This window comes from Rhizobium sp. 862_C5_N1_2 (assembly GCF_051811205.1).
Taxonomy (GTDB): domain Bacteria; phylum Pseudomonadota; class Alphaproteobacteria; order Rhizobiales; family Rhizobiaceae; genus Rhizobium; species Rhizobium leguminosarum.
This window is the reverse complement of record NZ_JBPWPT010000001.1, coordinates 1,497,367-1,522,746: the sequence shown is the minus strand read 5'-3', so window position 1 is coordinate 1,522,746 and position 25,380 is coordinate 1,497,367. Positions and strand designations below refer to the sequence as shown.

The window sequence follows — 25,380 nt, the reverse complement described above, 5'->3', positions numbered from 1 at the left end:
TTGCTCGCAGCTATTCCATGGCTCACATAACCGTCCGCATTTGCCTAGCGGACCTTCATCGGCTTCGTCTCGAGCGGGATGAGAGGCTTGTAGGAAGCGCCTCCGAGCTCCCTCAGGTGTTCCTGCTTCGCCTGGCCGATCAACTCGCTGTCCTGGAGACATCTGGCGGCGGCGGCGGCCATGACCTTGCCGGCCTGAAGCATTCCTTTATGCGCGTAGGAAGTCTTGCCCTGCGCAACCATCTGCCAGCTATGCGGAGGCGTTCCGTAGGCTGATGTCGCCATATAGACCTGTCCGGTGGGAACGATCCAGCTGACGTCGCCGACATCGGTCGAGCCATGGAGAAATGTCGGCTTTTCCTGAAACTCGTTCACATGTCCGGAGAGGATCGTCCCGCGCTTCTCGATGCGCGCTTGAACATCCCTCGGAAAAGTCCTCTGGATCTCCGCCGCGAACTCCTTCTCGCTGTTCGAGAAGGACGCTCCGCCGATCTTGTCGAGCTCCTGGTGAATCACACCTGCCAGCGTGGCGTTCGGTATGAGGTCGGCAGAGGCTGCATCGAAGGTGATTTCGACCTCCGTTCCCGTCATCAGTGCCGCTCCACGAGCCACGTCCTTAACCCGCTCGGTGATGTCCCGCACCTGATCCATCAGCGGCGCGCGGACCTTGTAGAGTACTTCGGCCTGCGACTGGACGACATTGGGCGCCTTTCCGCCGGTATCCGTTATTGCATAGTGAATTCTGCCGTCCTGGACGATGTGCTCGCGCAGGAAATTTGCCCCGACATTCATCAGCTCGACTGCATCGAGCGCGCTTCGCCCGAGATGGGGCTCGAAGCCCGCATGTGCGCTCACACCACGGAAAGTGAAATAGACCTGGTTCGTCGCCAGCATTCTTGCATGGTAGGCGAGGTTCTCATCCCACGGGTGCCATGTGAATGCGACGTCGACACCATCGAACAATCCCTCTCGGGCCATGAAGGCCTTTCCGCCGCCGCCTTCTTCGGCAGGGCAGCCGTAGAAGCGGATCGTACCGGCAAGCCCGAGTTCGTCCTTGCAGGCCTTGAGCGCGATGGCGGCGGCGAGCGAACCGACACCCAGTAGATTATGCCCGCATCCATGGCCGTTGCCGCCGGGGACGACGGGCTTGTATCCCGCGACGTCGCCCTCCTGGCTGAGATTGGGCAGCGCATCGAACTCGCCCAGGATCGCCACAACGGGCTGTCCCCTACCGTAGCTCGCGACGAAAGCCGTCTCGATTCCCCCGGCCTGGCGCTCGACTGAGAATCCCTCCGCTTCGAGAATGTCGGCCAGAAGTGCAGCCGACTTGTACTCTTCATATCGGATTTCGGCGAAGGACCAGATTTCATTCGCTGCCGATTGCAGCCCCTCCGCCTTGTCGGTGACAGCGCGCTCGATGATGTCGTTATATGTCATTTCACCAGTCCTGGAATTGCTTGATCTGCGACCAGCTCTTCCTTGCTTCCGGCCGGAAGCGTTGCTGCCACGGCGAGGGTCACGATGGCGCAGCCGATCATCGCCAGGAAGGCTGTCCGATAGTTCTGATCCGTGGCTTGCAGGATGGCGCCGATCGCTGTGGGCGAGACGAACGATCCGATCTGGGCGAGCGAATTGATCAGGCCCGTCGCGGTCCCCACGGAGTGGCTGGGGTAGTGCTTCATGATCGTCACGAACACGCTGATCGAGATCGCGTTCAGAAACACGTTTGAAACCGTCAGATAGAAGAAGGCCAGCGGGATGGATGTAGCGTTGGCCATCAGATAGATGAACACCGCCGACACCAGCGCGCCGATACAGATGAGGTACTTTTCCTTCTTGTGGAAATAGCGGTCGAGCAGCCAGCCGCAGAACAGGAAGGACAGGAAGCCGAGCGTCGGCGGGATTGCCGAGTAGGCGCCCATCGACATCATGCTCATGCCCTTGACCTTCACCCAATAAGACGGAAGCCAGGACTGGAGACCCCAGAACACGATGTTCGTGAAGAAGTAGCAGAGGGCGATCTTCCAGGTCAGCGAGTTCTTGAGCAGAGCCACGATCCGGGCTTTTTCCGACTTTGCCTTTTTCGGGCCGGCGGAGATCGAAGCCGCGCCGGCGAGCGGTTTCATGACCAGATAGAGCGCGATCGCAAGGGCCAGTCCGACCAGGCCGAGGGTGACGAACATGACGCGCCAGTTGAAGTAGGCGATCAGCGCGGTGGTGACGAGCGAGCCCACGGCAAAGCCCACGGACGCTCCCGACTGAATGACCGATTTCGGCCTGGCCATGCTCTCCTTTTTGAAGTTCTCGGTTATGGCGACCGAGCTTCCCGCCGGGAACACAGCCTCGCCCATTCCGACCAGAGCGCGCGACACGGCCAGCCCCATCGCGGAGCCGACCGCACCGCACGCGATCGTGCCGATCGACCAGATGCCGACTGCCGAGGTCAGGACCGAGCGGGTTCCCAGCCGATCAACAAGGTAGCCCCCGATGAGCTGCGTCAGAGAATAGGCGAGAAAGAATGCACTAATGATCATCCCGGACTGTTCGGAGGTCAGGTGGAACTCGTCGACGATCGGAATGATGGCGATGTTGATCGCGGTCTTGTCGAGGAACCCGACGACCCAGCAGATGAACAGCATCGCGACGATAATGTGCCTGCGCTTGATTTGACTAAGCATGGAATGCTCCCCTTTTGAGCGTTTATAAAGCATGCTTAATATGTGAGCAGCCGTTGTTGGATGTTGAAACACACATCACACTCAGTTTATTTGTGTGAAAAGACACATGGGTGCCACATGACGATCATAGACGAAATCGAGAGTTCGCTTTTGCTTTTGTCGAGCCGACCGCACGTAAGCTGGCGGCGAGCTTCGGGTCGACCGACGATTCCGGACACCGACGCGTCGGAACCTACGATCACCTTCAGCCACCGCCCCGACGAGGACGATGCCATATTGACCGCCGATATTTCCTATTTTGCAGGGGCCGTCTGCGAGGTGCGGATTCCCGGCGCCCACTATGAAACCGTCTTCGCCCGCCTACAGAAGATAGTGCTTAGCGCGGTCATCCGCTTTCAGAACCGCGCGGTCCAGGCAATGAATGCCATCAATCGCAATGTCCTCGATTCTCTCGATCCGAACGAGATCAACATGAACGCGATCGAGCAGACGCTGAGTGTGATAGCCGCGAGCGATGCTGGCGTACTGAGACTTTACGACGAGGCGTCGGGTCTCCTCATTCCGGTGTCGCAGGTCGGCTTCGACGACGATTATTACAATTATCGCACCACGCCTCAAGAATCGATCTCCGGCAGCGTGTTCTCAACCGGAACGGCCGTCCTGCTGAACTCCCCGGAAGATATCAGGGACGCTCATGCGAACCTGCGTGAGCCGAACGTTCGCTTCCTGTCCGAACAGCGCCTCTCTCATAGCCTTATCTGCGTTCCCATCAGGACGGATACGACGACGCTGGGGACGCTGACAGTCATGTCGTTTCGGGAGGGGTCCGCCTATGGTGAATTCAGCGTAAGCCTGCTTGCAGCCGTGGCGACGCAGCTTGCCATCGCCTACAAGAAGTCGCAGGCCTACGAGTTGGCCGTCCGATCGAATGAAAGCATCAACCGGATGCGGCTGGAGATCGAAAAGCGCAATGCGGAGCTGGCGCGCTCGCTCTCGGCCCATGACGACATCCTCTCCATCTTCACGCACCACCGGCCACTCAGCGAACATCTCGAGGAAATAGCGACGCATTACGGCATCGATTTCCACTACGCCGATATTTTTGGAACGACGTTCGGGTCCAAGGAATGGAAGGAGCCGAAGACCACGGAGGCCGTCCTCGTGCATCCCGTCCGTGTCGCCGACGACGTCGTCGGAGCCTTTCGTTTCGAGCGCGGCGACAATGCAAGCTATGCCGCGGCGATCTTGGGCGTGGTGTCCGCTTTCGTAGCGCTCGAAGTTGTCCGCAGCGCGTCACAGGACGAAATCCTCAACAGCAAGAGACGGAAGCACTTCGAGGCCTTGGGAAGGGATGATCTCGTCACGTCTGGCGGAGCCGTCCGGTTCGGCTTCCAGATCAGGAAGTACTGCCAGATCATCTTTGTCAGGCACGAGCAGGAGAGCGCCCAGAACCAGAGCCTGTTCCTGCAGAGAACGCTGCAGCAGGCATTGAAGGCGGCGACGATCCGCAACCAGCTGTCGTTCTATACGGACGAAGGCGTCTTCCTGCTGTTCTGCGCCGCCACCGAGGAAACCCTGAGGACGAACCTGGAATCCATCGGAGACCAGGCGGCTGCGGAGGGATGGTGTTGCGGGGCGAGCCTGATTCAAAGCGCGCCCCATCGTTATCCCGAAGCCGCCGCCGAGGCTGTCGAGGCCGCGCATCTCATGGGCATGCGGCATCGGCCGGGCATCCTCATGCACAGCGAGACCGGCATCGACAGACTGCTGCGCAAACAATCCGCTGCTGATATCCTCGAATTCGCAGATCAGATACTCGCTCCCTTCGAGAATGAAGCAAACGGCGACGCCCTTCTAAGGACCTTGGAAATCTACATCGAGAGCGGAAAATCAGCGTCCAAGGCAGCGGCCTCCCTCGGCATACACATCAACACCCTCTATCAAAGGCTGCAGCGGGCGCAGCTATTGATGGGCAAGGACATCGACAATAAGGACGATTATCTGCTGCTCAGCCTGGCGTTCCACCTGAAGTCGACATACGGTTCTCCGCAGCCTGCCGACAGAACCAAAGCAGCTTCCGCTTGAACGCTGGTTCGCCTATCGCAAACGACAGAAGAATTCCGGATCAGGCGTGTGCTCCAGGTTTCCGTCGAGGACTTCCCGCCGGTAGACATTAGCGAAACTTTATCGTTTCTGACGAATGCTACGGATACGTGCAAACGCGCCAGATCTGAAGCAGGGCCGGATGATGTCACACTCGTTTGAATCCATTCTGGAGAGCCTGCCTCAGGGCATTGTTCTGCTTGATCCTGCCGGTACGGTGACGGCTTTCAATTCACGCACGCTTGATATTCTCGGCCTTCCGCAAGGAGCCATTCGCAAAGGCATGAATATCGACGGATTGCCGGGCACTGCAGACTGCCGTGCGGTGGCGTCCCGGCGATCGATGGTCGGTGGACCGCCCACGTCTCCGTTTGCCCTTTCGGACGGAGGAATGGTCTCATTGACCTGCGCCCCATCGAGGGATGGAGGCTGGATCCTCAGTTACGAAGACATCTCGACTCTCATTCGGGTCGAAGACAGCCTGACCGAACAACATCGCCGGTTCGACGCAGCCCTCAGCAACATGCCGCATGGGCTATGCATGTTCGATTCGACCAAGAACCTGATATTGTGCAACGCCTCCTACGCGCGGATGTACAATCTGCCGGACCTTCTGACGCAACCGGGAACGCCGCTTGTGGATATCCTGGCCTATCGCAACCGGGAGGGAAATGGCCCGGCCGATACCACGACCTATTTTGACGTGGTCTTTGAAGCGACAGCCCGCGGTGCGCCGGCCAGCCAGAACATCGTTCTGGCCGATGGACGCGTTATCAAGATCACCCACAATCCGATGCAGAACGGTGGATATGTGGCCACCCATGAGGACGTCACCAAGACCGTTCGACTTGCCGAAGAGCTGCGCCGGCATCACGATCAGCTCGAAGCGACGGTCCAGAGCCGCACGGCGGAAGTCGAGCGGCAGGCGCGGGAACTCGAGCGCATGCTGGCGCAGGAGCGGAACATCAACGAATTGCAGCAGCAATTCGTGGCGATGGCATCGCATGAATTCAGGACCCCGCTTGCAATCATCGACGCTGCTGCCCAGCGGCTGCTGCGAAAAAGGGGGGCGGTCGAGCCCGAATTTCTCAGCGACAAGGTCGATCAAATCCGCGCATCGGTGAACCGGATTGTCGATCTCATGGAGAGCATCCTGTCAGCGGGACGCCTTGCTACCGGCAAGATCGATATCAATTACGACGCCTGCGCATTGAGATCATTGATAAAAACCTGTTGCGAGCGGCAGTCGACGATCGCAAAGTCGCACAGTTTTGTGTTGGATATCGATGGGCTGCCGGAGTTCATCGATGCCGATCCCCGCACTTTGGCACAGGTCTTTACCAACCTGCTTTCCAATGCCGTCAAATACGCGCCTGGAACATCGGAAATTCGCGTCACGGCATGGGCGGAGACAGGAAACGTTAAAGTTTCCATCAGCGATGACGGGGTGGGGATCGATCCAGAAGACGTGCCACGGCTATTCCAGCGCTATTTTCGTGCCCGGACGTCGACCGGGATTGCCGGAACGGGTATCGGCCTCAACCTGGTGAAGCAGATCGTTGAACTGCATAGCGGCTCGATAGAGGTTCGAAGCGAAAGAGGATGCGGATCGACATTTACCGTAACCCTTCCCATCAAGAGAATTGGTAACGCTTCCGCGACCAGTGACGCTGCCTGATGTTTCAGGATTGCTGTCCTGCATATCTACCCTATCCTTCTCACAATAGAGGAGGATCATGCCATGGCTTTCATTCACACCCCCAATGCATCCGCCAGCGAGAAGACGACGTCGATGTATGCGTCGGCCGAGGCGAACTACGGATATCTGCCGAACATGTACCGGGCCTTCGGCCACCGGCCGGAGGTGATGGAGAGCTGGGCAGCGCTGCTTTCGAGCATTCGCGGCCATATGAGCCTGCGGCGCTATGAACTGGTGACGCTGGCGGCGGCAAAAGAGCTGAAATCCTCGTATTGCATGCTGGCGCACGGCTCGGTGCTGCTGCGCGAGGGTTTCACCAGCGACGGGCTGACAGCTGTTGTCAACGAGACGGAGAAGGCGCCGATCGATGCCGGCGAACGCGCGATCATGGCCTTTGCCGCCAAGGTGGCACGCGATGCGACGTCGGTGACACAGCAGGATATAGATGGCCTGAAAAAACACGGGCTGAGCGATGCCGATGTCTTCGACGTCACCGCTGCGGCAGCGGCCCGGTGTTTCTTCTCGAAAATGCTGGATGCGCTGGGCGCTGCACCCGACCACGCCTATATCGAGCGGCTGGAGCCGAATGTGCGAAAGACGCTCAGCGTCGGCCGGGAAGTCGAGCGGCCTCTGGCGCCCTCACCGTCCCGCGGCACATCGCAATGATGCGATGACGGAGAGCGTCCGGCGTGTGCTCTTGCGGCTCCAACTCCTCAGGCCGTCACTCCTGCGGCCTCTACTCCTGCGGTTTGTCCGCAAAATGCTGGATCGCGAACTCGGCGATATTCTGGCTCGACCGATCGGCATCGTCGAGCAAAGAGGGAAACAGCTGCCACTGATGCGGCATGCCCGGCCAGACCTCGGTGGTGACATCCACTCCCGCCTGGTGCGCCTTGTCGGCGAGCCGTAGCGTATCATCCAGCAGGACTTCGCCGGAGCCGACCTGCAGCAGCAGCGGTGGAAAACCGGCCATGTCGGCATAGAGCGGCGATGCCTGGGGATCGGTCGGAGACCGGCTGCGGAGATAGGTCTTGCGCAGCGTCTCGATCTCAGCCTTGCCGAGCAGTGGGTCGTTTCCGGCATTTGATGTCATCGAGCCGCCCGTCGCGGCAAGATCGGTGATGGGGCTGAGCGCAATCACGGCAGCCGGCAGCGGTTTCGCCGCCTGCATCTGCCGCAGCACCGTCTCGATCGCGATATTGCCGCCAGCGCCGTCTCCGGCGACGATGATGTTCTCGTTGCGATAGCCGTTGTCGAGAAGCCAACGATAGGCCGTCAGCGCATCGTTGATCTGCGCGGGATAAGCATATTCGGGCATCAGCCGATAATCGATGAGAAGAACGTCGCTGGACGCGGCCTTGGCGAGAGATCCCGCGAGCAGGCTGTGCGTGCGGATCGAGCCGCTGGAAAAGCCGCCGCCATGAACATAGAGGATCACCCTTTGGCCGATCGGATGATGAAGACGAGCGGGCCACATCAACTCGGCATCGACGCCGTCGGCATCGACTTGCCGAACCTGGATGCGCGTCGGTCCCGGCGTCGTCTCCATCAGCGTCCTGAAGGCTGTCCGCCGCTGCTGCAGGCTATCGGCGCCGGCAAAGTGATCTTTCCAGAGGCCGATGAATTTTTCGACCTGCTCGCGCGAGATTTGGCTTTGCGGTCCGATGTCCCGCCCGGTCGCCGCCGAGGCGAGCAGCATCAGCGCAGCCAACGCAGGAAACAGACCGCTGATCCGCTTTAGTCCTCTTCGATTGGCAGTTGGCAAAATCCGACGGTTCATCAACCTCTCCCGATGATGCGGGCCATGACGGCCATGGCAGTATCTTTGGCCAGTTCACGCGTCGGAGTCAAAAGGGTGAGCGATGCGAATCCCGACCTTTTTACTCGGCTCTCATCGCGTCGATGACTGCTCTGAAGCCCGCCGACATGTGGCGGCGGCTCGGATAGTAGAGATAGAGCGGTTCCTCCGGTTGGCACCAGTCGTCCAGCACCTGGATCAGCTCTCCGCTGGCGATCGCCTTCTCCACGCGCGGCTCCCAGATATAGGCAAGGCCGACACCGCCAAATGCCGCCTGCATCATCAGTTCGGGGTCATCGAGCGACAGCGGTCCGGTTGGCTGAAAGCTGACGGTCTGGCCATCCTTCTCGAATTCCCAGGCATAGCGCGCACCTGACGGAAACATGTTCTGAATGCAGAGATGGCGCTTGAGTTCGTGGGGTGTCGTCGGCTTCGGCCGGGTCTCGAAATAGGCGGGCGAACCGACGACGACCAAGCGGATGCGCGGCTTGATGCGCAGCGCGATCATGCCTTCCGTGACGCGCTCGCCGAAGCGGATGCCGGCATCGAAGCCCTCCTCGACGATATCGACCAGCCTGTCGGTCGCGTTGATCTCCAGCTGCAAATGGGGATTGCTTTTGAGCAAGGGGCCGATGATGCGGCCGATGACGAAGGGGCCGATCGAGTTCGGCACATTAATCCTCACCTTGCCGAACGGCGTGTCGCGGTAGCGGTTCAGAGCATCGAGCGCTGCTGCCATCTCGCCGAAGGCCGGATCGAGATGCGAGACCAGGAGTTCGCCGGCCTCGGTCAGCGAGACGCTGCGCGTCGTGCGGTTGAGCAGGCGAACGCCGATCCGGTCTTCGAGATTGAGCACGGCATGACTGATTGCGGAAGCGGTGACGCCCCGCTCCTCACTCGCCTTGCGGAAGCTCTTATGCCGCGCGACAGCCGCGAAGGCCGCAAGTTCGGACAGTTCGGTGGCTCTCATTACTGAAATACACTCATCATAGTTTCAAGAATAACAAATCTTATACAGCAACGGATTTTCGGTCAAATTCAAACCGTCAGCACAGAGATGCGACGCCAACCGAACAGTTATCGAGAGGAATTCGTCATGAAAGTCTGGTTCATCACTGGTGCATCCCGCGGCTTCGGCGCGCTGATGACCAAGGAAGCCCTCGCATCAGGCGATGCCGTCATCGCCACCGCCCGCAACCCGAAGACGGTGACCGAGCAGTTCGGTGATCATCCGAACCTGCTTGCTGTCGCCCTCGACGTCACCAACGAGGCACAGGCGAAAGAGGCCGCGGCTGCCGGCATCGCCCACTTCGGCCGCATCGATGTTCTCGCCAACAATGCCGGCTACGGCCTGCTCGGCGCTGTCGAGGAAGCCACTGCCGAAGAGATCGAAAGGCTCTATGCCACGAACGTCTTCGGGCTCCTGAAGGTGACGCGCGCCGTGCTGCCCTATATGCGCCGCCAGCGTTCCGGCCACATCCTGAACTTTTCCTCGATCGGCGGTTACTTCGGCTATCCCGGCTGGGGCGTCTACGGCTCGACGAAGTTCGCCGTCGAAGGTTTGTCCGAGTCGATGGCCGCCGAACTCGAACCTTTCGGCATCAAGGTGACGATCGTCGAGCCCGGCTTCTTCCGCACGGATTTCCTCGCCGACACGTCGCTGGCGGTGAGCCCGGCCTCCATCGCCGACTACGAAGGCACGCCGGCCGGCAACATGCGCAGTTTCGCCGCCGACGCCAACCATGCCCAGCCCGGCAATCCCGCCAGGCTCGCCACCGGCATCATGACGATGGTCAACTCGGCCAATCCGCCGCTGCGGATGCCGTTCGGCAGCGACACGGTGGCCGTCATCGAGCAGCAGCATGCCAGCGTCGAAAAGGAACTTGCCGCCTGGCGCCAGCTCGCGCTGTCCACGGATTTTCCAAGCGATGCAACGGCCTTGGCCTGAGGGGCACTGCCCGCCGCATCCCAGATCTCGGGAAGGCGGCGGCAGCGCCGCTGTGAGCAGGAAAACCCATGATGCGGCAAATTAGCATTCGCCTCACGTCTGGAATGACCTAGATCTAGGTTCGACCACCACCATGAAGAGGCGAGCATGTCCATCAAGTCCATCTGCATCTATGGCGCTGGCGCACTCGGCGGCGCTATCGCCGTCAAGCTTGCAAGCCAAGCCGGAAACGACGCCACCATCTCCGTCGTCGCGCGCGGAGCCCATCTCGACGCCATCCGCGACAACGGTCTCAGCCTGCGCGAAGCCGATGCGGAAAGGCCGCTCAATGTCCGCCTCACCGCGACCGACGATCCCAAGACATTGCCGCCGCAGGATCTCGTCATCACCGGCCTCAAGGGGCATCAGCTGGCACCCGCTGCCGAAGGCATTGCAAGCCTCCTCAAGGAAGGTACCCGCGTCGTCATGATCCTTAACGGCATTCCGTGGTGGTATTTTCACCGCGATACGCTGAGCAGGCATGCCGAGCTGCAATTCGACGAACTCGATCCCGGCGGCAGGCTTTGGCGGCTGATCGGGCCGGAACGGGTCATCGGCGGTGTCGCTTATCAAGGCGCAGAGGTGATCAACGCCGGTGAGATCCAGCTTGCCAACAACGGCCGCTTCGTGCTCGGCGAGCCCTCGGGCGAGATCTCGCCCGATCTCGAGGCGATCGCCGCGGTGCTGACCGACGCCGGCCTCAACATCACGACGACGCCTTTTATCCGCGACGAGATCTGGAGCAAGCTGATGGGCAATACTGCCTTCAACCCGATCAGCGCGCTGACCAGGGCGCTGATGACCGACATCATGGCAGATCCGGCACTTTCGACCACGGTCGGCAAGGTGATGAACGAGGTCCGCGCCGTCGGCGAGGCCTTGGGCGCGCGTTTCAGCATGACCGTCGAGCAGCGGCTCGAACAATCGCGCCACATCGGCGCCGTGCGCACATCGATGCTGCAGGACCTGATCGGCGGCAAGGCGCTCGAAATCACGCCGCTGGTCGGCATGGTAGTGACGCTCGGACGCCTGAGTGCCGTGCCGACGCCAGTCTCGGAAACGATCCTGGCGCTGGTAACGCAATTGGATAGGGAAAACCAGCGCGGCAGCTGATCGCAGAGGGAAAGGCGACCGGAAAGCCCGGCCGTCTTCACTTACTTTCCGACCTGCTCGGCCCAGTTCGGCGCCTTGCCGCCGCCATCGAGGAAGGTCATTGCCATATTCGCCATAAGGGGCGAGGCGAAAGTCTCGTAATGGGTGAGATCAGGCAGGATCGCCAGCCGGTTCCTCGACATGTTTTCCCGCATCCAGCCTGCATCGCGCAGACCGCCGCCGAGCTTGTGGTAGAAGTCGATCATATGCTCGGGCCGAATCATGTCGGCATCGCCATAGATCAGCATGACCGGCATGGTAAGCTTGGCGACGGCATCGCTATAGTCGATAGGTTCGCGCATCAGTGCGCCCATGGCGTCGAGCAGCTTCGGAAATTCGGAAACGTCAGGCGCCACCGCCTTGTAGGAGAGGAACATCGGCGTGTCCTTCATCATGTCGGCCATACCAGCGCCGACGGCCGCCTGTTGCGGCAGCATCTCCGGGAAGAAGCCGTTCTGCGCATAGGGCGCCGAGAGTATCACCAGCCGGCGCACCCGGTCGGGCGCGGTCGCCGCCATGTTCAGCGCCACCCCGCCGCCGAAGGAATAACCGAAGACATCGAGCTTGTCGTAGCCGAGTTGCTTCACCAGGATCGCGAGATCGGCGCCGATGGCCGGAAGCTCGATCGGCCGCTTGCCGAGGGGCGTGCGGCCATGGCCCTGCAGATCGACGGCAATCACCTGCCGGTGGTCGGTGAAAACAGGCATGACCGGCGCGAACATCTCGATCTGCCCCAGGCCGCCGTGAAGGAGCAGCAGCGGTTCGCCCTCTCCACGGATCTCGTAATAATAATCGATGCCGTTGACCGGCACGCTTCCCTTCCTGACGATCGGCGCTACGGCCTTTCTGTCCTCGCTCGCCGGCGTGCCACCGTCAGCACCTGATATATCGGGCGCGGCCAGGAATGCGGCGACCGTTGCGATCATCGAAATCAGCGTCATCTTCGACATGTCCTTGCTCCGTGTTTGCGTCGATACCGCAAGGACGGCGGCGGCTATCCCTTTCCGACACCGCGCTTCGAAATTTCTGCCATCACCTTTATGCCATTCCTATATTTTCGCCCCGTGCCCCGAATGGATTTCCTATCGCGCGCAGCAGTAGGCTTTCGCCATCACTGCAAAGGTCAAATGCCATGCGATATGTCATGTCCTCCGATTCTAAACCCCTTCACCCCTACAGGATCACGCGCGGCAGCCGGCGGATGCGCGAGAAGCGCACTGCCCGAGCGCTGATCGTCTTCGGCGTGGTGCTCGCCTGCGTCGAGCTCTACGTCGTCGTTTTCGGCTGGCTCTGAGGCCGGCCCGTGGAAACGGCGAGAATGCCGCGCCTTGGCGGCGCGATCACCACTCTCATCACGCCGTTTCGTCATGGCTGTCTCGACAGGCCGGCGCTCCGGGCGCTTGCGGAATGGCAGATCCTTAGCGGCGTCGACGGGCTCACGGTCTGCTCGACAACGGGGGAAGGCCCGACGCTTTCGCAGCAGGAGCGCGCCGAGGCAATCGATCTCGTCATCCGCTCTGCGGCCGGCCGCGTGCCGGTCATCGCCGCCACCGGCACCAATTCCACCGACAGCACGATCGCGCTCACCCGCGAGGCGGAAGTGCTCGGCGCCGCAGCAGCGCTCGTCACAGTGCCCTATTATTCCAAGCCTGGGCAGCAGGGCATCGTCTACCACTTCGAGCAGCTGTCGGCGGCAAGCGGACTGCCCGTCATCATCGACCATGCGCCGGCGCAGACGGCGAGCGATCTTTCGACGGAGACGCTTGGCAGACTGGCAACCATCCCGGGAATCTTTGGCATCCGCGACGCCACGGGCGACATCGCTCGCTTCGTCGGCCTTTCGGCTATCCTGCGGCAGCGCTTCCGCTTCTTTTCCGGGCACGACCCTTCCGCGCTCGCCTTCACCATCGCCGGCGGCGACGGCACGATCTCGTCGGGCGCCAATGTGGTGCCGCGGCTCTTCATCTCGATGCAGCAGGCGGCCCGGGCCGGGAACCTTTCGGCCGCGCGTTCGCTGCAGGACCGGCTGATGCCGCTGATATCAGCGCTCGGACCGGAGGGCGATCCGGCGAGGATCAAGCATGCGCTGCGGCTGGTGCGCGGGCTGAAGGCCGAGCTTCGCCTTCCGCTTGTCGCCGCCGAGCCGGAGGTGTGTTTGGCCATCGGCGAGGCGCTTGCGCCTTTCCTTGACGAAAGCAGCACGAGGATGGCGCTATCCCTATGAGATTTTTATATTTTCCTCTCTGGCGCCAAATGGAAACCCTATCCGCAGACGCCTATCTTCCAAGGCGTGACACCGCCGCACTATCAAGCGGCGGTTGAGTGAGACTTCGAAAGGACAAACCGATGTCACGCCTGACTGAACCGAGTGCCGAGAGCGACCCGCTGCAACGCAGCCACCCCAGCACACTCGCCGCCGATCCCTCCCATACGATGCTCTCCGGCCTTGCCGCCATTGCGCCCCGCCTTGGGGCAGCGATGGCCTTTGCCGGGCTGGTGCAGATGACCTTCAACCTCATCTCCCGATGAACCATCAGGACCGAAGAATCATTACAATGGCAAACGCACAGCAACGCCGCAGCCTGCCTTCCGCAGCGCACTCGCCTTCTGCCCGCTTCACCGTCGGCCGCGACAGAAGCGGCCGCTGGATCGTCCACGATCGCGATGGCCTCGTTGGCGGGCTCTTCATCGATGAGGCGGCCGCCCTCCATTTCGCTGCAGGGGAATGCAACTGCCCCTCGGCTGATATCCATAGGGCGGCCGCAGGCATGGTGCTCGAATTCGCGCCCTTTGCGCGTAGCACCGCGAATATCCACTAAATCTTATCGGTCTCCCGCCGTTTTCAGCCGGCGGGAGACCGAAGACATGGGTTGGGGGCCAATATCCAACTTTTCCTTAACCGGCATGCTGGTAAAATCCTGGCGCAGAGACTTCAGACGCCGCGAGACCGATGCCGAAACCGAATTTCCGCTTCACCCATTATGATCTCAAGGAACAACGCGCCGGAACGATCATCGAGGTGTCGTTGAATGCGGTGAACAATGTCCGCCTGATGACGGCGCCGAATTTCCAGCGGTTCACCGAGGTTCTCGATTTCAAATATATCGGCGGCGTGGCGCGCAAATCGCCGATCAAGATCGCCGTTCCGGAAAGTGGTCACTGGCATGTCGTCGTCGACATGGAAGGTCATCACGGGCTTGCGGAATCGTCCGTCAAGGTAATCGCCGCACCACCAAATCAGAAGACACCGCGCGTTTCCTGAGCTTGGCAGCACCACGCATCTTCTCGGCTCGTCTCTCCTGCCAACCAGCCGGCGCCCCCGATTAGGGCGTTCGTGCAGCCATCAAGCGCTCGAAAAACGCGTACATCCTCCCCGATCCTTGATCAGGATCATTGAATCAGACTGCCACGTCGATCACAGTTCTCCTGTCGCGAGGCTTGCCCGCGCCGCAGCGCCACCAGATGCAGCTCGGCTCGCCATTTGATGCGCCGAGGGTAAGTGGGGTAGCAGACGAAGATCTTCACAACGTGGGGAGTAGGCCATGACTTCGAGCCCAATGGGTCGTATCACCAATATCATCGATCCTGGCGATGCGCTCGGCGAAGTACTTTTCGGATTGATTATGGCGCTCACGTGGACGATTGGTTCGAGACTTGTTCTTGAAAAAGAGGGGTTAAATGTTCAGGAGCTTTTAGTTGCAACAATCGGATGCAATGTCGCTTGGGGGATCATTGACGCCGTATTGTTCATCCTGGGCACGACATTCTACAGGAGCAGACGGCTGCGCCTTTTTCGGCAAATCAAAGCCGCCAAAAGTGAATCTGCGGCGCTCAAGGTGCTCGCGAACGAATTCCCGATTGAAGAAGCACCATTTTCTGGAAAGGCCGCCGATGCGGAGGCACTCTATCGGTCACTCCTGACGCTCGCATCGCGGGCCGATCCTGTGAAGGTGTCCCTATCGAAAGGCGATCTGTTTGCCGCAATTGCGATCTTCTTTTTGGTTTCTGCCACCTCCATTCCGGCAGTTATCCCTTTCCTTCTCATCGACAATGCGCAGCTTGCCCTGAGAGCCAGCAACCTGTTTCTTGTCATGCTGCTATTTGTGACGGGCTATGCGTGGGCGACGTTTTCAGGAGGCAGGCCCTTTTATGCAGGGATGACGATGACTTGTCTCGGATTGCTTCTGGTTGCAATAGCGATCGTTCTTGGCGGCTGAGCCCCTTCACCAACCGAACAGGCACCGCGCCTCAGCGCGGATTGCGCTCCTTGCGAAGCTTTGCCCACCATTCCAGCCGCTTGCGGATATCGCGTTCGAAACCGCGCTCCGGCGGATCGTAGAATATCTGGCGACCCATCTTCTCCGGGAAATAGTCCTGGCCGGAAAAGGCGTCCGGCTCGTCGTGGTCGTAGCGATAACCTTCGCCGTAACCCTCGCCCTTCATCAGCTTGGTCGGCGCATTGAGGATATGCTTCGGCGGCAGCAGCGAGCCATTCTGCTTCGCGGCCTGGCTTGCCGCCTTGAAGGCAGTGTAGACCGCATTCGATTTCGGCGCGGTGGCGAGATAGACGCAGGCCTGGGCCAGCGCCAGTTCACCTTCCGGCGAGCCGAGATACTCATAGGCATCCTTGGCGGCATTACAGATCACCAGCGCCTGCGGATCGGCAAGACCGATATCCTCCACCGCCATGCGCACCAGCCGCCGGCCGAGATAGAGCGGATCCTCGCCGGCATCGAACATACGGGCGAGATAGTAGAGCGCGGCATCGGGATCCGAGCCGCGTACGGATTTATGCAGCGCCGAGATCAGATTGTAGTGACCATCCTGCGCCTTGTCGTAGACCGGGGCACGGCGCTGGACGATGCGCGTCAGGCCTTCTGTGTCGAAGCTCTCGCCTTCGCGCGCCGCGCGCCAGACTTCTTCGGCGAGCGTCAGCACCGCGCGGCCATCGCCGTCGGCCATGCGGATCAGGCTGACGCGAGCATCCTCCGTCAGCGGCAGCGGCTTCTGCTCGATCGCCTCGGCACGCTTCAGCAGTTCCTCGAGGCTCCCCTCGTCATGCGACTTGAAGGTGAGCACACGGGCACGCGACAGCAGAGCGGCGTTGAGCTCAAAGGATGGGTTCTCGGTGGTGGCGCCGACGAGGATGACGGTGCCATCCTCCATGACGGGCAGGAAACTGTCCTGCTGGGCGCGGTTGAAACGATGGATCTCATCGACGAAGAGCAGCGTCTGACGGCCGTCCATACGCCGCAAACGGGCTGTCTCGAACACCTTCTTCAGATCGGCGACGCCGGAGAAGATCGCCGATATCTGCTCGAAGGCCAGGCCCGCCTCGCCCGAAAGCAACCGTGCCACCGTCGTCTTGCCGGTGCCGGGCGGACCCCAGAAGATCATCGAGCCGAGCGAGCCGCTTTCGATCATCCTTTTCAGCACGCCATCCTCACCGGTCAGGTGTTCCTGACCGGTGACATCGGCAAGCGTCTTCGGCCGCAGCCGGTCGGCAAGCGGCCGCCTGGCAGCGACCTCCTCCGGAACACGCGGCGCGAAGAGATCGTTGCTCATCGGAAAAATTGCCGGATGCGCTGGCCGTCGCGCTCTATCTCGACCCGCCAGAGGCCGGGGTCGCTATCGGCGATCTGGGATAGTTCGCTGGTCGACTTCACATCCGTGCCGTTGATCGAGACGATGATATCCTTCGGTTCGAAACCGAGACGGGCAGCAGGCGAATCGTCCTTCACCTCGGATACGACGACGCCTGCCGATTCCGGCGGCATGCGCAGCTCGTCGGCGACCCGGGGCGACAGGTTCTCGACGACGGCGCCGGTAAACGGCGTATGCCCGCCGATCGTGCGCTGGTCGCGCGGCGAGGTTTCCGGGGCACGGGCGAGCGTCAGCGGCAGCTGCTCCTCGCGGCCGTTCTCGACGACGGTGAGGTTGACCGATTTGCCGAGCCCCGCCGTCGTCAGCCGGTAGAGCAGCGCATCCGGATGTTCGACAGAAATCCCGTCGACGGCAGTGACGATTTCTCCGGCTTTCAGCCCGGCCTTGGCCGCCGGCCCGCCTTCCGAGACCTTGACGACGAGCGCGCCGCGGGCCTTGTTCAGCCCCAGCGCCTCAGCGACTTCCGAGGTTACGGCATCGAAGCTCGCGCCGACATAGGGCCGTTCGAAGGATTTGACGCCGGCATCGGCAGAGGAGAGGAAGACCTTGACCAGATTGGCAGGGATGGCGAAGCCGATGCCGTTCGAGCCGCCGCCGCGCGAGAAGATCGCCGTGTTGATGCCGATCAGTTCGCCCTTCATGTTCATCAAGGCGCCGCCGGAATTGCCGGGATTGATAGAGGCATCGGTCTGGATGAAGAAGCCGAATTCGTTCCTGACCACCTGGTTGCGGGCAAGTGCTGAGACGATACCGCTCGTCACCGTCTGGCCGACGCCGAAGGGGTTGCCGATCGCCAGCACGAGATCGCCGACCTCGACCGTATCGGAATTGCCGATCGGCAATGTCGGGAAGCTTTCCTTGGTGTCGATCTTCAGCACGGCGAGATCGACACGGTCATCACGCAGCACCACCTTGCAGGGGAATTCGCGGCCATCCGACAGTGCGATCTTGATGTCGTCGGCGCCTTCGACGACATGATTGTTGGTCACGACAGTGCCGTTCGCCTCGACGATGACGCCGGAACCGAGCGACGACTGCTTTTCCGAACGGTTTGGCATCTGCTGGCCGAAAAACTGCTCGAAGAAAGGGTCGCCGGCAAAGGGCGACTGCCGCTTGACGGTCTTTTCCGCATAGACGTTGACGACGGCGCCCGACGTCTGTTTGACGAGCGGGGCGAAGGAGAGCTGCATCTGCATCTGGCTCTCGGGTACGGTCTTTGCCGTCTGCGCATGGGCCGCAGCCGGCAGAACGAGCATGAGAGCGAATAGCGAGACGGAGGCGCGCTTGAACAGGCCTTGCATGGGTATCCCTTTTGAATCCTCTTGAGGAACGTTTTAGAGCATGATGCCGAAAAGTGTGAGCGGTTTTCGGACGACATCATGCTCTAACTATTTAATTGCGAACAGGATTCAGATTTTAGGCCGACCGGCCTGAAATCATCCTGTTCTGCGGCCCGACGCTAGAAAGGAAAGAGGGCGGAAGCATGGAAGAATAAGGCAAGGGGACGTCTTGGAAACCGGTTGAAGTCAATATGAATTTGATTCAGGAAGATTGGCCATGCAACTGATATCAAAAGCCAAAAACTGGGCGAAGTCACTGAGGCGTGACATCGTGGCCCTATGGCTTGCCGCCCGCGATCCCCGCGTGCCGTGGCATGCTAAAGCGGTGGCCGGCGCCGTTGCCGCCTACGCGCTGTCGCCCATCGATCTCATCCCCGATTTCATCCCCATCCTCGGCTATCTCGACGATCTCCTCATCGTGCCGCTCGGCATCATGCTGGCGATCCGGCTCGTTCCGGCAGAGGTGATGAACGAGCTTCGCACGGAGGCGGCAAGGCGCGTCGAACGTCCCTCCAGCCGGGTCGGACTGATCTTCATCCTTGCCGTCTGGCTCATCTGCATCATCTTCCTGGCTCTGGCACTGCGGAAGCTGGCCTGACCGGCGGCAATAGGAACATATGAATGATCACGACAAGAACGACGACAGCGGCCCTCGGCTTTGCGATGCTGCTCATTGCATCCAACCTGGTACAGGCAGCAAGCTTCGATTGCGATGCGAAGGAATTGAAGCCGGATGAGAAAGCGATCTGCGACAACCGCGCACTCAACGATGCCGACGTGAAGATGGTGACGACCTTCGAGCTGCTCTCCGGCCTGCTGGCGATGGGCTCGCGTGGAACATTGCAGGACGAACAGACCGCCTGGCTGAAGAAACGGCAGGAATGCGGGGCGGATGCGGCCTGCATCAAGGCTGCCTATGACGAGCGGCTGAAGCAGCTCGGCGAGACCTATAAAAACATCAACCGGCCGCTTTGAAAGCGACCGGTCGGCGGAGCAGCTGACTCTTAATCAGCGGGTCGCAGGTTGAAGCGACTCAGCGGGCGTTCAGATCGCGCACGGCGCCGCGGTCCGCACTCGTTGCGAAGGCGGCGTAGGCCTTCAGGGCGGTCGTGACGTTGCGCTTGCGGACTTCTGTGGGATACCAGCCCTTTCCATCCTGCTCGGAGCGGCGGGCGGCGAGCTCGGTCTCGCTGACACGCAGGCTGATCGTGCGGTTGGGGATGTCGATGTCGATCATGTCACCTTCGCGAACCAGGCCGATCGTGCCGCCATTTGCCGCCTCCGGCGAGACATGGCCGATCGAGAGGCCGGAGGTGCCGCCGGAGAAGCGGCCGTCGGTGATGAGCGCGCAGGCCTTGCCGAGGCCCTTCGACTTCAGATAGCTGGTCGGATAGAGCATTTCCTGCATGCCAGGGCCGCCCTTCGGGCCTTCGTAGCGGATGACGACGACGTCGCCGGCCTTCACCTCGTTGGCAAGGATCGCCTTGACGGAGGCATCCTGGCTTTCGAAGACGCGGGCGGGGCCGGAGAACTTCAGGATCGATTCATCGACGCCGGCGGTCTTGACGATGCAGCCGTCGATCGCAAGGTTGCCCTTGAGCACGGCAAGACCACCATCCTTGGAGAAGGGATGTTCGACCGAGCGGATGACGCCGTTTTCGCGGTCGGTGTCGAGTTCGTCCCAGCGGGCCTCCTGGCTGAAGGCGACCTGGGTGGGAATGCCACCCGGAGCGGCACGATAAAAGTTGCGAACGGTCTCGCTGTTGGTGCGGGTGATATCCCAGCGATCGATCGCATCGCCCAGCGTCTCGGCATGGACGGTCGGGCAATCGCGGTTCAAGAGACCGCCCTTGTCGAGTTCGCCGAGGATCGACATGATGCCGCCGGCGCGGTGGACGTCTTCCATATGGACATCGCTCTTGGCGGGGGCGACCTTCGACAGACACGGCACCCGGCGCGACAGCGCATCGATATCGGTCATGGTGAAATCGATCTCGCCTTCATGGGCGGCAGCAAGGATGTGCAGGACCGTATTGGTCGAACCGCCCATGGCGATATCGAGCGTCATGGCATTCTCGAAGGCCTGCTTGGAGGCGATGGTGCGCGGCAGCGCCTTGACGTCATCCTGCTCGTAATAACGGCGGGCGAGATCGACAATCAGATGGCCGGCCTCGACGAAGAGGCGCTTGCGGTCGGCGTGGGTGGCAAGTGTCGAGCCGTTGCCGGGCAGCGACAGGCCGAGTGCTTCCGTCAGGCAGTTCATCGAATTGGCGGTGAACATGCCGGAGCAGGAGCCGCAGGTCGGACAGGCAGAGCGTTCGATGGTCTGGACGTCCTCGTCACTGATCTTGTCATCGGCTGCGGCGACCATGGCATCGACGAGGTCGAGCGCATGCGTCTTGCCGTGCAGCACGACCTTGCCGGCTTCCATCGGACCGCCCGAGACGAAGACGGTCGGGATATTGAGGCGCAGCGACGCCATCAACATGCCGGGGGTGATCTTGTCGCAGTTGGAGATGCAGACCATGGCGTCAGCGCAATGGGCATTGACCATGTATTCAACGCTGTCGGCGATGAGCTCTCGCGAGGGCAGCGAATACAGCATGCCGTCATGACCCATGGCGATGCCGTCATCGACGGCGATCGTGTTGAATTCCTTGGCAACACCGCCGGCCGCCTCGATCTCGCGGGCGACGAGCTGGCCAAGGTCCTTCAGGTGCACGTGGCCGGGCACGAACTGGGTGAAGGAATTCACCACCGCGATGATCGGCTTGCCGAAATCCGAATCCTTCATGCCCGTGGCGCGCCAAAGGCCGCGGGCGCCCGCCATGTTGCGGCCATGGGTCGTGGTTCTGGAACGGTAAGCTGGCATCGGTGTCTTCCTCAACGTGTCGGAATTATCAGGCGAAGCGGGGCGGCATGGAGCCTGCAGGCCGGGCAAACGCTGCTTTTTCGAATTGTCCTAATCCAATCGACGGGGGCTGTCACTACCGTGAAGGCCAAATCCGGTACGCCATGGCCTGAGCGCCATGAGGCCCATCGATCATATACGGTAAGGCGCGACGTTTCGTTACAGCCTATTCCATCACGGCCGAACACAAAAAATTGGCTTCACGTCTGTAATATTCAAGGCTTAGACACTCATCCGAACATGCGGGCGGTTCGTTTAAAGACTATATTGCAGAAATCCGCCCAGGAGATTTCGACATGCCAACCTATCGCCCACCGAAGATCGCGTCATCGGAGATCACGCCGCGCCAGATCTATGTGCGCCGTCGTGAATTCCTCGGCGCGGCAGCACTTGGCGCCATGGCGCTCTACAGCGCCGGCAAGGCGAGCGCTGCGGCCCTCTCCGCCGTTGAGAGCAAGTACAAGGTCGACGAGAAGGCGACGCCGCTCAAGGACGTCACGACCTACAATAATTTCTATGAGTTCGGCCTCGACAAGGGTGATCCCGCAGCACTTTCCAGCGATTTCAAGCCGCTGCCCTGGACGATCAAGGTCGACGGCATGGTCAACAAGCCAGGTACCTTCGACCTCGAGGCGCTGATGAAGGAATTCCCGATCGAGGAGCGCACCTACCGGATGCGCTGCGTCGAGGCCTGGTCCATGGTCATCCCCTGGGACGGCTTTCCGCTGGCATCGCTGCTCGACAAGGTGGAGCCGCTCGGCAGCGCCAAATACGTCTCATTCGAAACCGTCGTGCGGCCGGACGAGATGCCTGGGCAGAAGGGCTTCTTCCAGTCGCTCGACTGGCCCTATGTCGAAGGTCTGCGCCTGGACGAGGCGCGCCATCCGCTGACGCTGCTTGCCGTCGGGCTCTATGGCGAAACGCTGCCAAACCAGAACGGCGCGCCGATCCGGCTCGTCGTGCCGTGGAAATACGGCTTCAAGGGCATCAAGTCGATCGTCAGGATCACACTCACCGACCAGCAGCCCAAGAATACCTGGCAGGTCACCAATCCGCAGGAATACGGCTTCTACGCCAACGTCAATCCAGCGGTCGACCATCCCCGCTGGAGCCAGGCGAGCGAACGGCGCATCGGCGAAAGCGGCTTCTTCGGCGCGAGCCGCCATCCCACCCTGCCCTTCAACGGTTATGCCGACGAGGTGGCGAGCCTTTATGCCGGCATGGACCTGAAGGCGAATTTCTGATGGCGGAACTGTCGCTCGCCATCCCGAAGCGCTGGCAACCCGCCTCCGTCTGGCTGCTTTATGTCGTCGGGCTCGTGCCTGCGGCCTGGACTTTCTATCTCGGCGCGACCGATCAGCTCGGCGCGGATCCGGTCAAAACCTTCGAGCTCTTCCTCGGCATCTGGACGATCCGTTTTTTGATCCTGACCCTTGCCGTTTCCCCTGCCCGTGAGCTCTTCGGCTGGAACTATCTACGCTATCGCCGCGCCCTCGGTCTGCTGACCTTCTACTACGCGCTGATGCACTTCACCGTCTACATGGTGCTCGACCAGGCGATGGATATTTCCGCCGTCATCAACGACGTGCTGAAGCGCCCCTTCATCATGTTCGGCATGGCCGGGCTTGCGATGCTCATTCCGCTGGCGCTGACATCCAACAATCTCTCGATCCGCCGCCTCGGCAAGAACTGGATCTGGCTGCATCGCCTCGTCTATATCGTCGCCGCCTGCGGGGCGTTGCACTTCGCGCTCTCGACCAAGATCCTCGACCTCGAGCAATATATCTATGTCGGGCTGATCATCGCGCTGATCCTCTACCGCTCTTATCGGCCCATCGCACGCAACAGGCAGAAGGGCAAAGGGCGGACGCGCAATCGCGCAGTAGCGTCTGTTTCGTAGGATTGCAGACTTACCCGCGAGGATGCGTCGCAGCCCGACGTGCGGGATCGAAGGCGCAGGCCGCGGCTATGCCGATGGCATAAGCCAGCATGTTCCAAAGCGAAAATACCCGGCCAAGCAACAACGCGCCTGCCGTGGTCAGCCGAAACGCGTCGAGCCAGGGCGTGTGATAAAGCCGGAACAATTCCACTGAGATCGCTATGAACAGCGCTGTGACAGAAATTACTGCCGGCCGTGAACTTGTGACAAAGAGCGCCACGAGCAGATAGACCATCGCTCCCCAGAGTGCCGATCCGCCATATTTGACGACGATAAAAGGCAGATCGACCGCATAGCCAAACCTGCGGAGCACCAGCCCGAGAACGATGACAAGAAACAGGGCGGCCAGACGAAGGAACTGCGGAGAGCGAATCTGAATGATTTTGCGCAATGGAGCCGGTCTCGTCACTATATCAGAAACAAAAACAGCCGGGCTTTCCAGCCCGGCTGTTCTGTTTCCGCCGGAGCGGAAGATTAAGCGGCGACAGCCTGCTCTTCGGCAGCGACGCGGGCCTTGTCGGCTGCGCCCTTGGCATAGGCATCGCGATCCACGAATTCGATCACAGCCATGGCGGCATTGTCGCCCTGGCGGAAGCCGGCCTTCATAATGCGCAGGTAGCCGCCGTTGCGGGTGGCGTAGCGCGTTGCGATCGTGTCGAACAACTTCGAGACGACAGCGGCATCGCGGATCTGCGAGATCGCCTGACGGCGAGCGTGCAGGTCGCCGCGCTTGCCGAGCGTGACGAGCTTCTCGACGATCGGGCGGATTTCCTTGGCCTTCGGCAGGGTCGTGACGATCTGCTCGTGGGTAATCAGCGAAGCCGCCATGTTGGCGAACATCGCCTTGCGGTGGCTTGCAGTTCTATTCAGCTTGCGGCCGGCTTTACCATGGCGCATTGCTATTCTCCTTTAATGCAGGTGCCCTTACGCTAAGTGGGCCTGCCGTTTCCTGGCACATGCAGGCGATCGGCCTGCTGTTTGACGGGGAAAGGCAGCCGAAAGAGCCTGCCTTTTGTTTTCTCAGTATTGGTCTTCGTAACGCTTGGCGAGATCTTCGATGTTCTCGGGCGGCCATGCCGGCACTTCCATGCCGAGGTGCAGGCCCATGGAAGCGAGAACTTCCTTGATTTCGTTCAGCGACTTGCGACCAAAATTCGGTGTGCGGAGCATTTCTGCTTCGGTCTTCTGAATGAGGTCGCCGATGTAGACGATGTTGTCGTTCTTCAGGCAGTTTGCCGAACGGACCGACAGTTCGAGTTCGTCCACCTTCTTCAGGAGAGCCGGGTTGAAAGCGAGTTCGGTGACTGCTTCCTCTTCGGTTTCCTTCTGCGGCTCGTCGAAGTTGACGAAGACGCCAAGCTGATCCTGGAGGATGCGCGCCGCAAAAGCGACCGCGTCTTCGCCGGTGATCGAGCCATCGGTTTCGATGGTCATGTTCAGCTTGTCGTAGTCGAGAACCTGTCCTTCACGGGTATTTTCAACCTTGTAGGACACCTTCTTGACCGGCGAATAGAGGCTGTCGACCGGGATGAGACCGATCGGAGCATCTTCCGCACGATTGCGTTCGGCCGGAACGTAGCCCTTGCCGTTGTTGACGGTGAACTCCATGCGGATCTCGGCGCCCTCGTCGAGCGTGCAGATGACATGCTCGGGGTTGAGGATTTCGATATCGCCGACCGTCTGAATGTCGCCAGCCGTGACAACGCCCGGGCCCTGCTTGCGCACGACCATGCGCTTTGCATCATCGCCATCCATCTTGATGGCGATTTCCTTGATGTTGAGCACGATGTCCGTCACGTCTTCGCGGACGCCCGGGATCGAGGAGAATTCATGCAGCACGCCATCGATCTGCACCGCCGTGACGGCAGCACCGCGCAGCGAGGAGAGCAGAACGCGGCGAAGCGCGTTGCCGAGCGTGAGGCCGAAGCCGCGCTCCAGCGGTTCGGCAACAAGCGTCGCCCTGGTGCGCGAGCTCGAAGAGAACTCCACCTTGTTCGGCTTGATCAGTTCCTGCCAGTTCTTCTGAATCATGAGTTTGCCTTCCGTTCGTTGCCACCATCCAATCGTGACAACCGAGCTTGAAAACCACCGGGAGCGCGAAGGCGCTCAC

26 protein-coding genes are annotated in these 25,380 nt (G+C 60.7%); 15 read left to right on the top strand and 11 right to left on the bottom strand.

Going from position 1 to position 25,380, the window contains the following annotated elements; all coding sequences use genetic code 11:
• Positions 1–44: 44 nt before the first annotated feature.
• Both ACD590_RS07710 and ACD590_RS07705 read right to left on the bottom strand, forming a co-directional pair.
• Entirely contained in the window at positions 45–1,436 is a 1,392-nt protein-coding gene (locus tag ACD590_RS07710; RefSeq protein WP_439002383.1) for an amidohydrolase, read from the bottom strand.
• The gene (locus tag ACD590_RS07705; RefSeq protein WP_439002382.1) at positions 1,433–2,677 is read right to left on the bottom strand and encodes an MFS transporter; all 1,245 of its coding nucleotides are present in this window, start codon (positions 2,675–2,677) and stop codon (positions 1,433–1,435) included. Before ACD590_RS07705 ends, ACD590_RS07710 begins: the two co-directional genes overlap by 4 nt.
• Before the next feature lie 117 nt (positions 2,678–2,794).
• Between ACD590_RS07705 and ACD590_RS07700 the strand changes: the two genes are divergently transcribed.
• The 3 genes from ACD590_RS07700 to ACD590_RS07690 all read left to right on the top strand — a co-directional run bounded on the left by ACD590_RS07700 (position 2,795) and on the right by ACD590_RS07690 (position 7,145).
• A complete protein-coding gene (locus ACD590_RS07700) occupies positions 2,795–4,762 on the top strand; it encodes a helix-turn-helix domain-containing protein (RefSeq protein ID WP_439002381.1) in 1,968 nt (655 codons plus the stop codon).
• A gap of 160 nt (positions 4,763–4,922) precedes the next feature.
• Positions 4,923–6,458, top strand: coding sequence for a PAS-domain containing protein (locus ACD590_RS07695; protein ID WP_439002380.1), 1,536 nt, complete (start codon positions 4,923–4,925; stop codon positions 6,456–6,458).
• Between the two features lie 63 nt (positions 6,459–6,521).
• Positions 6,522–7,145, top strand: a complete 624-nt coding sequence (locus tag ACD590_RS07690; protein WP_018241667.1) for a carboxymuconolactone decarboxylase family protein — start codon at positions 6,522–6,524, stop codon at positions 7,143–7,145.
• Between the two features lie 70 nt (positions 7,146–7,215).
• On the opposite strand, the gene ACD590_RS07685 is transcribed toward ACD590_RS07690, so the two are convergent.
• Together ACD590_RS07685 and ACD590_RS07680 are read right to left on the bottom strand one after the other, a co-directional pair.
• Positions 7,216–8,190 carry an alpha/beta hydrolase gene (locus ACD590_RS07685; protein WP_018447006.1) on the bottom strand — a complete coding sequence of 325 codons (975 nt, stop codon included), beginning with the start codon at positions 8,188–8,190 and terminating at the stop codon, positions 7,216–7,218.
• 169 nt (positions 8,191–8,359) lie between these two features.
• Complete coding sequence (locus ACD590_RS07680) at positions 8,360–9,247, bottom strand: LysR family transcriptional regulator (RefSeq protein WP_439002379.1); 888 nt, start codon at positions 9,245–9,247, stop codon at positions 8,360–8,362.
• A 126-nt stretch (positions 9,248–9,373) separates the two neighbouring features.
• Between ACD590_RS07680 and ACD590_RS07675 the strand changes: the two genes are divergently transcribed.
• Entirely contained in the window at positions 9,374–10,225 is an 852-nt protein-coding gene (locus ACD590_RS07675; protein ID WP_439002378.1) for an oxidoreductase, read from the top strand.
• A 147-nt stretch (positions 10,226–10,372) separates the two neighbouring features.
• Entirely contained in the window at positions 10,373–11,377 is a 1,005-nt protein-coding gene (locus ACD590_RS07670; RefSeq protein ID WP_168300203.1) for a ketopantoate reductase family protein, read from the top strand.
• A gap of 41 nt (positions 11,378–11,418) precedes the next feature.
• Here the strand turns inward: ACD590_RS07670 and ACD590_RS07665 are convergent, their stop codons facing one another.
• Positions 11,419–12,366 carry an alpha/beta fold hydrolase gene (locus ACD590_RS07665; RefSeq protein ID WP_439002377.1) on the bottom strand — a complete coding sequence of 316 codons (948 nt, stop codon included), beginning with the start codon at positions 12,364–12,366 and terminating at the stop codon, positions 11,419–11,421.
• A 194-nt stretch (positions 12,367–12,560) separates the two neighbouring features.
• On the opposite strand from ACD590_RS07665, the gene ACD590_RS07660 reads away from it, so the two are divergent.
• From ACD590_RS07660 to ACD590_RS07635, 6 genes are all read left to right on the top strand, one after another.
• Entirely contained in the window at positions 12,561–12,710 is a 150-nt protein-coding gene (locus ACD590_RS07660; RefSeq protein WP_155256902.1) for a hypothetical protein, read from the top strand.
• A 9-nt stretch (positions 12,711–12,719) separates the two neighbouring features.
• Positions 12,720–13,640, top strand: coding sequence for a 4-hydroxy-tetrahydrodipicolinate synthase (gene dapA, locus ACD590_RS07655; protein ID WP_439002376.1), 921 nt, complete (start codon positions 12,720–12,722; stop codon positions 13,638–13,640).
• A gap of 122 nt (positions 13,641–13,762) precedes the next feature.
• Positions 13,763–13,945 carry a hypothetical protein gene (locus ACD590_RS07650; protein WP_439002375.1) on the top strand — a complete coding sequence of 61 codons (183 nt, stop codon included), beginning with the start codon at positions 13,763–13,765 and terminating at the stop codon, positions 13,943–13,945.
• A gap of 26 nt (positions 13,946–13,971) precedes the next feature.
• The gene (locus ACD590_RS07645) at positions 13,972–14,235 is read left to right on the top strand and encodes a hypothetical protein (RefSeq protein ID WP_439002374.1); all 264 of its coding nucleotides are present in this window, start codon (positions 13,972–13,974) and stop codon (positions 14,233–14,235) included.
• 131 nt (positions 14,236–14,366) lie between these two features.
• A complete protein-coding gene (locus ACD590_RS07640; RefSeq protein ID WP_018447014.1) occupies positions 14,367–14,678 on the top strand; it encodes a DUF1883 domain-containing protein in 312 nt (103 codons plus the stop codon).
• A gap of 280 nt (positions 14,679–14,958) precedes the next feature.
• On the top strand, positions 14,959–15,633 hold the full coding sequence (locus ACD590_RS07635) for a VIT1/CCC1 transporter family protein (protein ID WP_115156936.1): 675 nt from the start codon (positions 14,959–14,961) through the stop codon (positions 15,631–15,633).
• Between the two features lie 31 nt (positions 15,634–15,664).
• Here the strand turns inward: ACD590_RS07635 and ACD590_RS07630 are convergent, their stop codons facing one another.
• On the bottom strand, positions 15,665–16,981 hold the full coding sequence (locus tag ACD590_RS07630) for a replication-associated recombination protein A (protein WP_334543529.1): 1,317 nt from the start codon (positions 16,979–16,981) through the stop codon (positions 15,665–15,667).
• Complete coding sequence (locus tag ACD590_RS07625) at positions 16,978–18,381, bottom strand: DegQ family serine endoprotease (RefSeq protein ID WP_112902580.1); 1,404 nt, start codon at positions 18,379–18,381, stop codon at positions 16,978–16,980. Before ACD590_RS07625 ends, ACD590_RS07630 begins: the two co-directional genes overlap by 4 nt.
• A gap of 256 nt (positions 18,382–18,637) precedes the next feature.
• Between ACD590_RS07625 and ACD590_RS07620 the strand changes: the two genes are divergently transcribed.
• Together ACD590_RS07620 and ACD590_RS07615 are read left to right on the top strand one after the other, a co-directional pair.
• Positions 18,638–19,018: a YkvA family protein gene (locus ACD590_RS07620; RefSeq protein WP_439002373.1), complete on the top strand. Its 381-nt coding sequence runs from the start codon at positions 18,638–18,640 to the stop codon at positions 19,016–19,018.
• Between the two features lie 23 nt (positions 19,019–19,041).
• Complete coding sequence (locus ACD590_RS07615; protein WP_439002372.1) at positions 19,042–19,395, top strand: lysozyme inhibitor LprI family protein; 354 nt, start codon at positions 19,042–19,044, stop codon at positions 19,393–19,395.
• A gap of 58 nt (positions 19,396–19,453) precedes the next feature.
• On the opposite strand, the gene ilvD is transcribed toward ACD590_RS07615, so the two are convergent.
• On the bottom strand, positions 19,454–21,292 hold the full coding sequence (gene ilvD / locus ACD590_RS07610) for a dihydroxy-acid dehydratase (RefSeq protein WP_439002371.1): 1,839 nt from the start codon (positions 21,290–21,292) through the stop codon (positions 19,454–19,456).
• Between the two features lie 335 nt (positions 21,293–21,627).
• On the opposite strand from ilvD, the gene msrP reads away from it, so the two are divergent.
• Complete coding sequence (msrP, locus tag ACD590_RS07605; protein WP_168339225.1) at positions 21,628–22,575, top strand: protein-methionine-sulfoxide reductase catalytic subunit MsrP; 948 nt, start codon at positions 21,628–21,630, stop codon at positions 22,573–22,575.
• Positions 22,575–23,231, top strand: a complete 657-nt coding sequence (msrQ, locus tag ACD590_RS07600; RefSeq protein WP_018241649.1) for a protein-methionine-sulfoxide reductase heme-binding subunit MsrQ — start codon at positions 22,575–22,577, stop codon at positions 23,229–23,231. The genes msrP and msrQ overlap by 1 nt, the downstream gene beginning before the upstream one ends.
• A 10-nt stretch (positions 23,232–23,241) precedes the next feature.
• Here msrQ and ACD590_RS07595 read toward each other — a convergent pair whose 3' ends face one another.
• The 3 genes from ACD590_RS07595 to ACD590_RS07585 form a co-directional block, all read right to left on the bottom strand.
• Positions 23,242–23,661 (bottom strand): DUF2809 domain-containing protein, encoded by a 420-nt coding sequence (locus ACD590_RS07595; RefSeq protein WP_115156939.1) that lies wholly within the window; start codon positions 23,659–23,661, stop codon positions 23,242–23,244.
• Positions 23,662–23,744: 83 nt separating this feature from the next.
• The gene (gene rplQ / locus ACD590_RS07590) at positions 23,745–24,167 is read right to left on the bottom strand and encodes a 50S ribosomal protein L17 (protein WP_003558556.1); all 423 of its coding nucleotides are present in this window, start codon (positions 24,165–24,167) and stop codon (positions 23,745–23,747) included.
• A gap of 123 nt (positions 24,168–24,290) precedes the next feature.
• The gene (locus ACD590_RS07585) at positions 24,291–25,301 is read right to left on the bottom strand and encodes a DNA-directed RNA polymerase subunit alpha (protein WP_003547579.1); all 1,011 of its coding nucleotides are present in this window, start codon (positions 25,299–25,301) and stop codon (positions 24,291–24,293) included.
• Positions 25,302–25,380 lie beyond the last annotated feature (79 nt).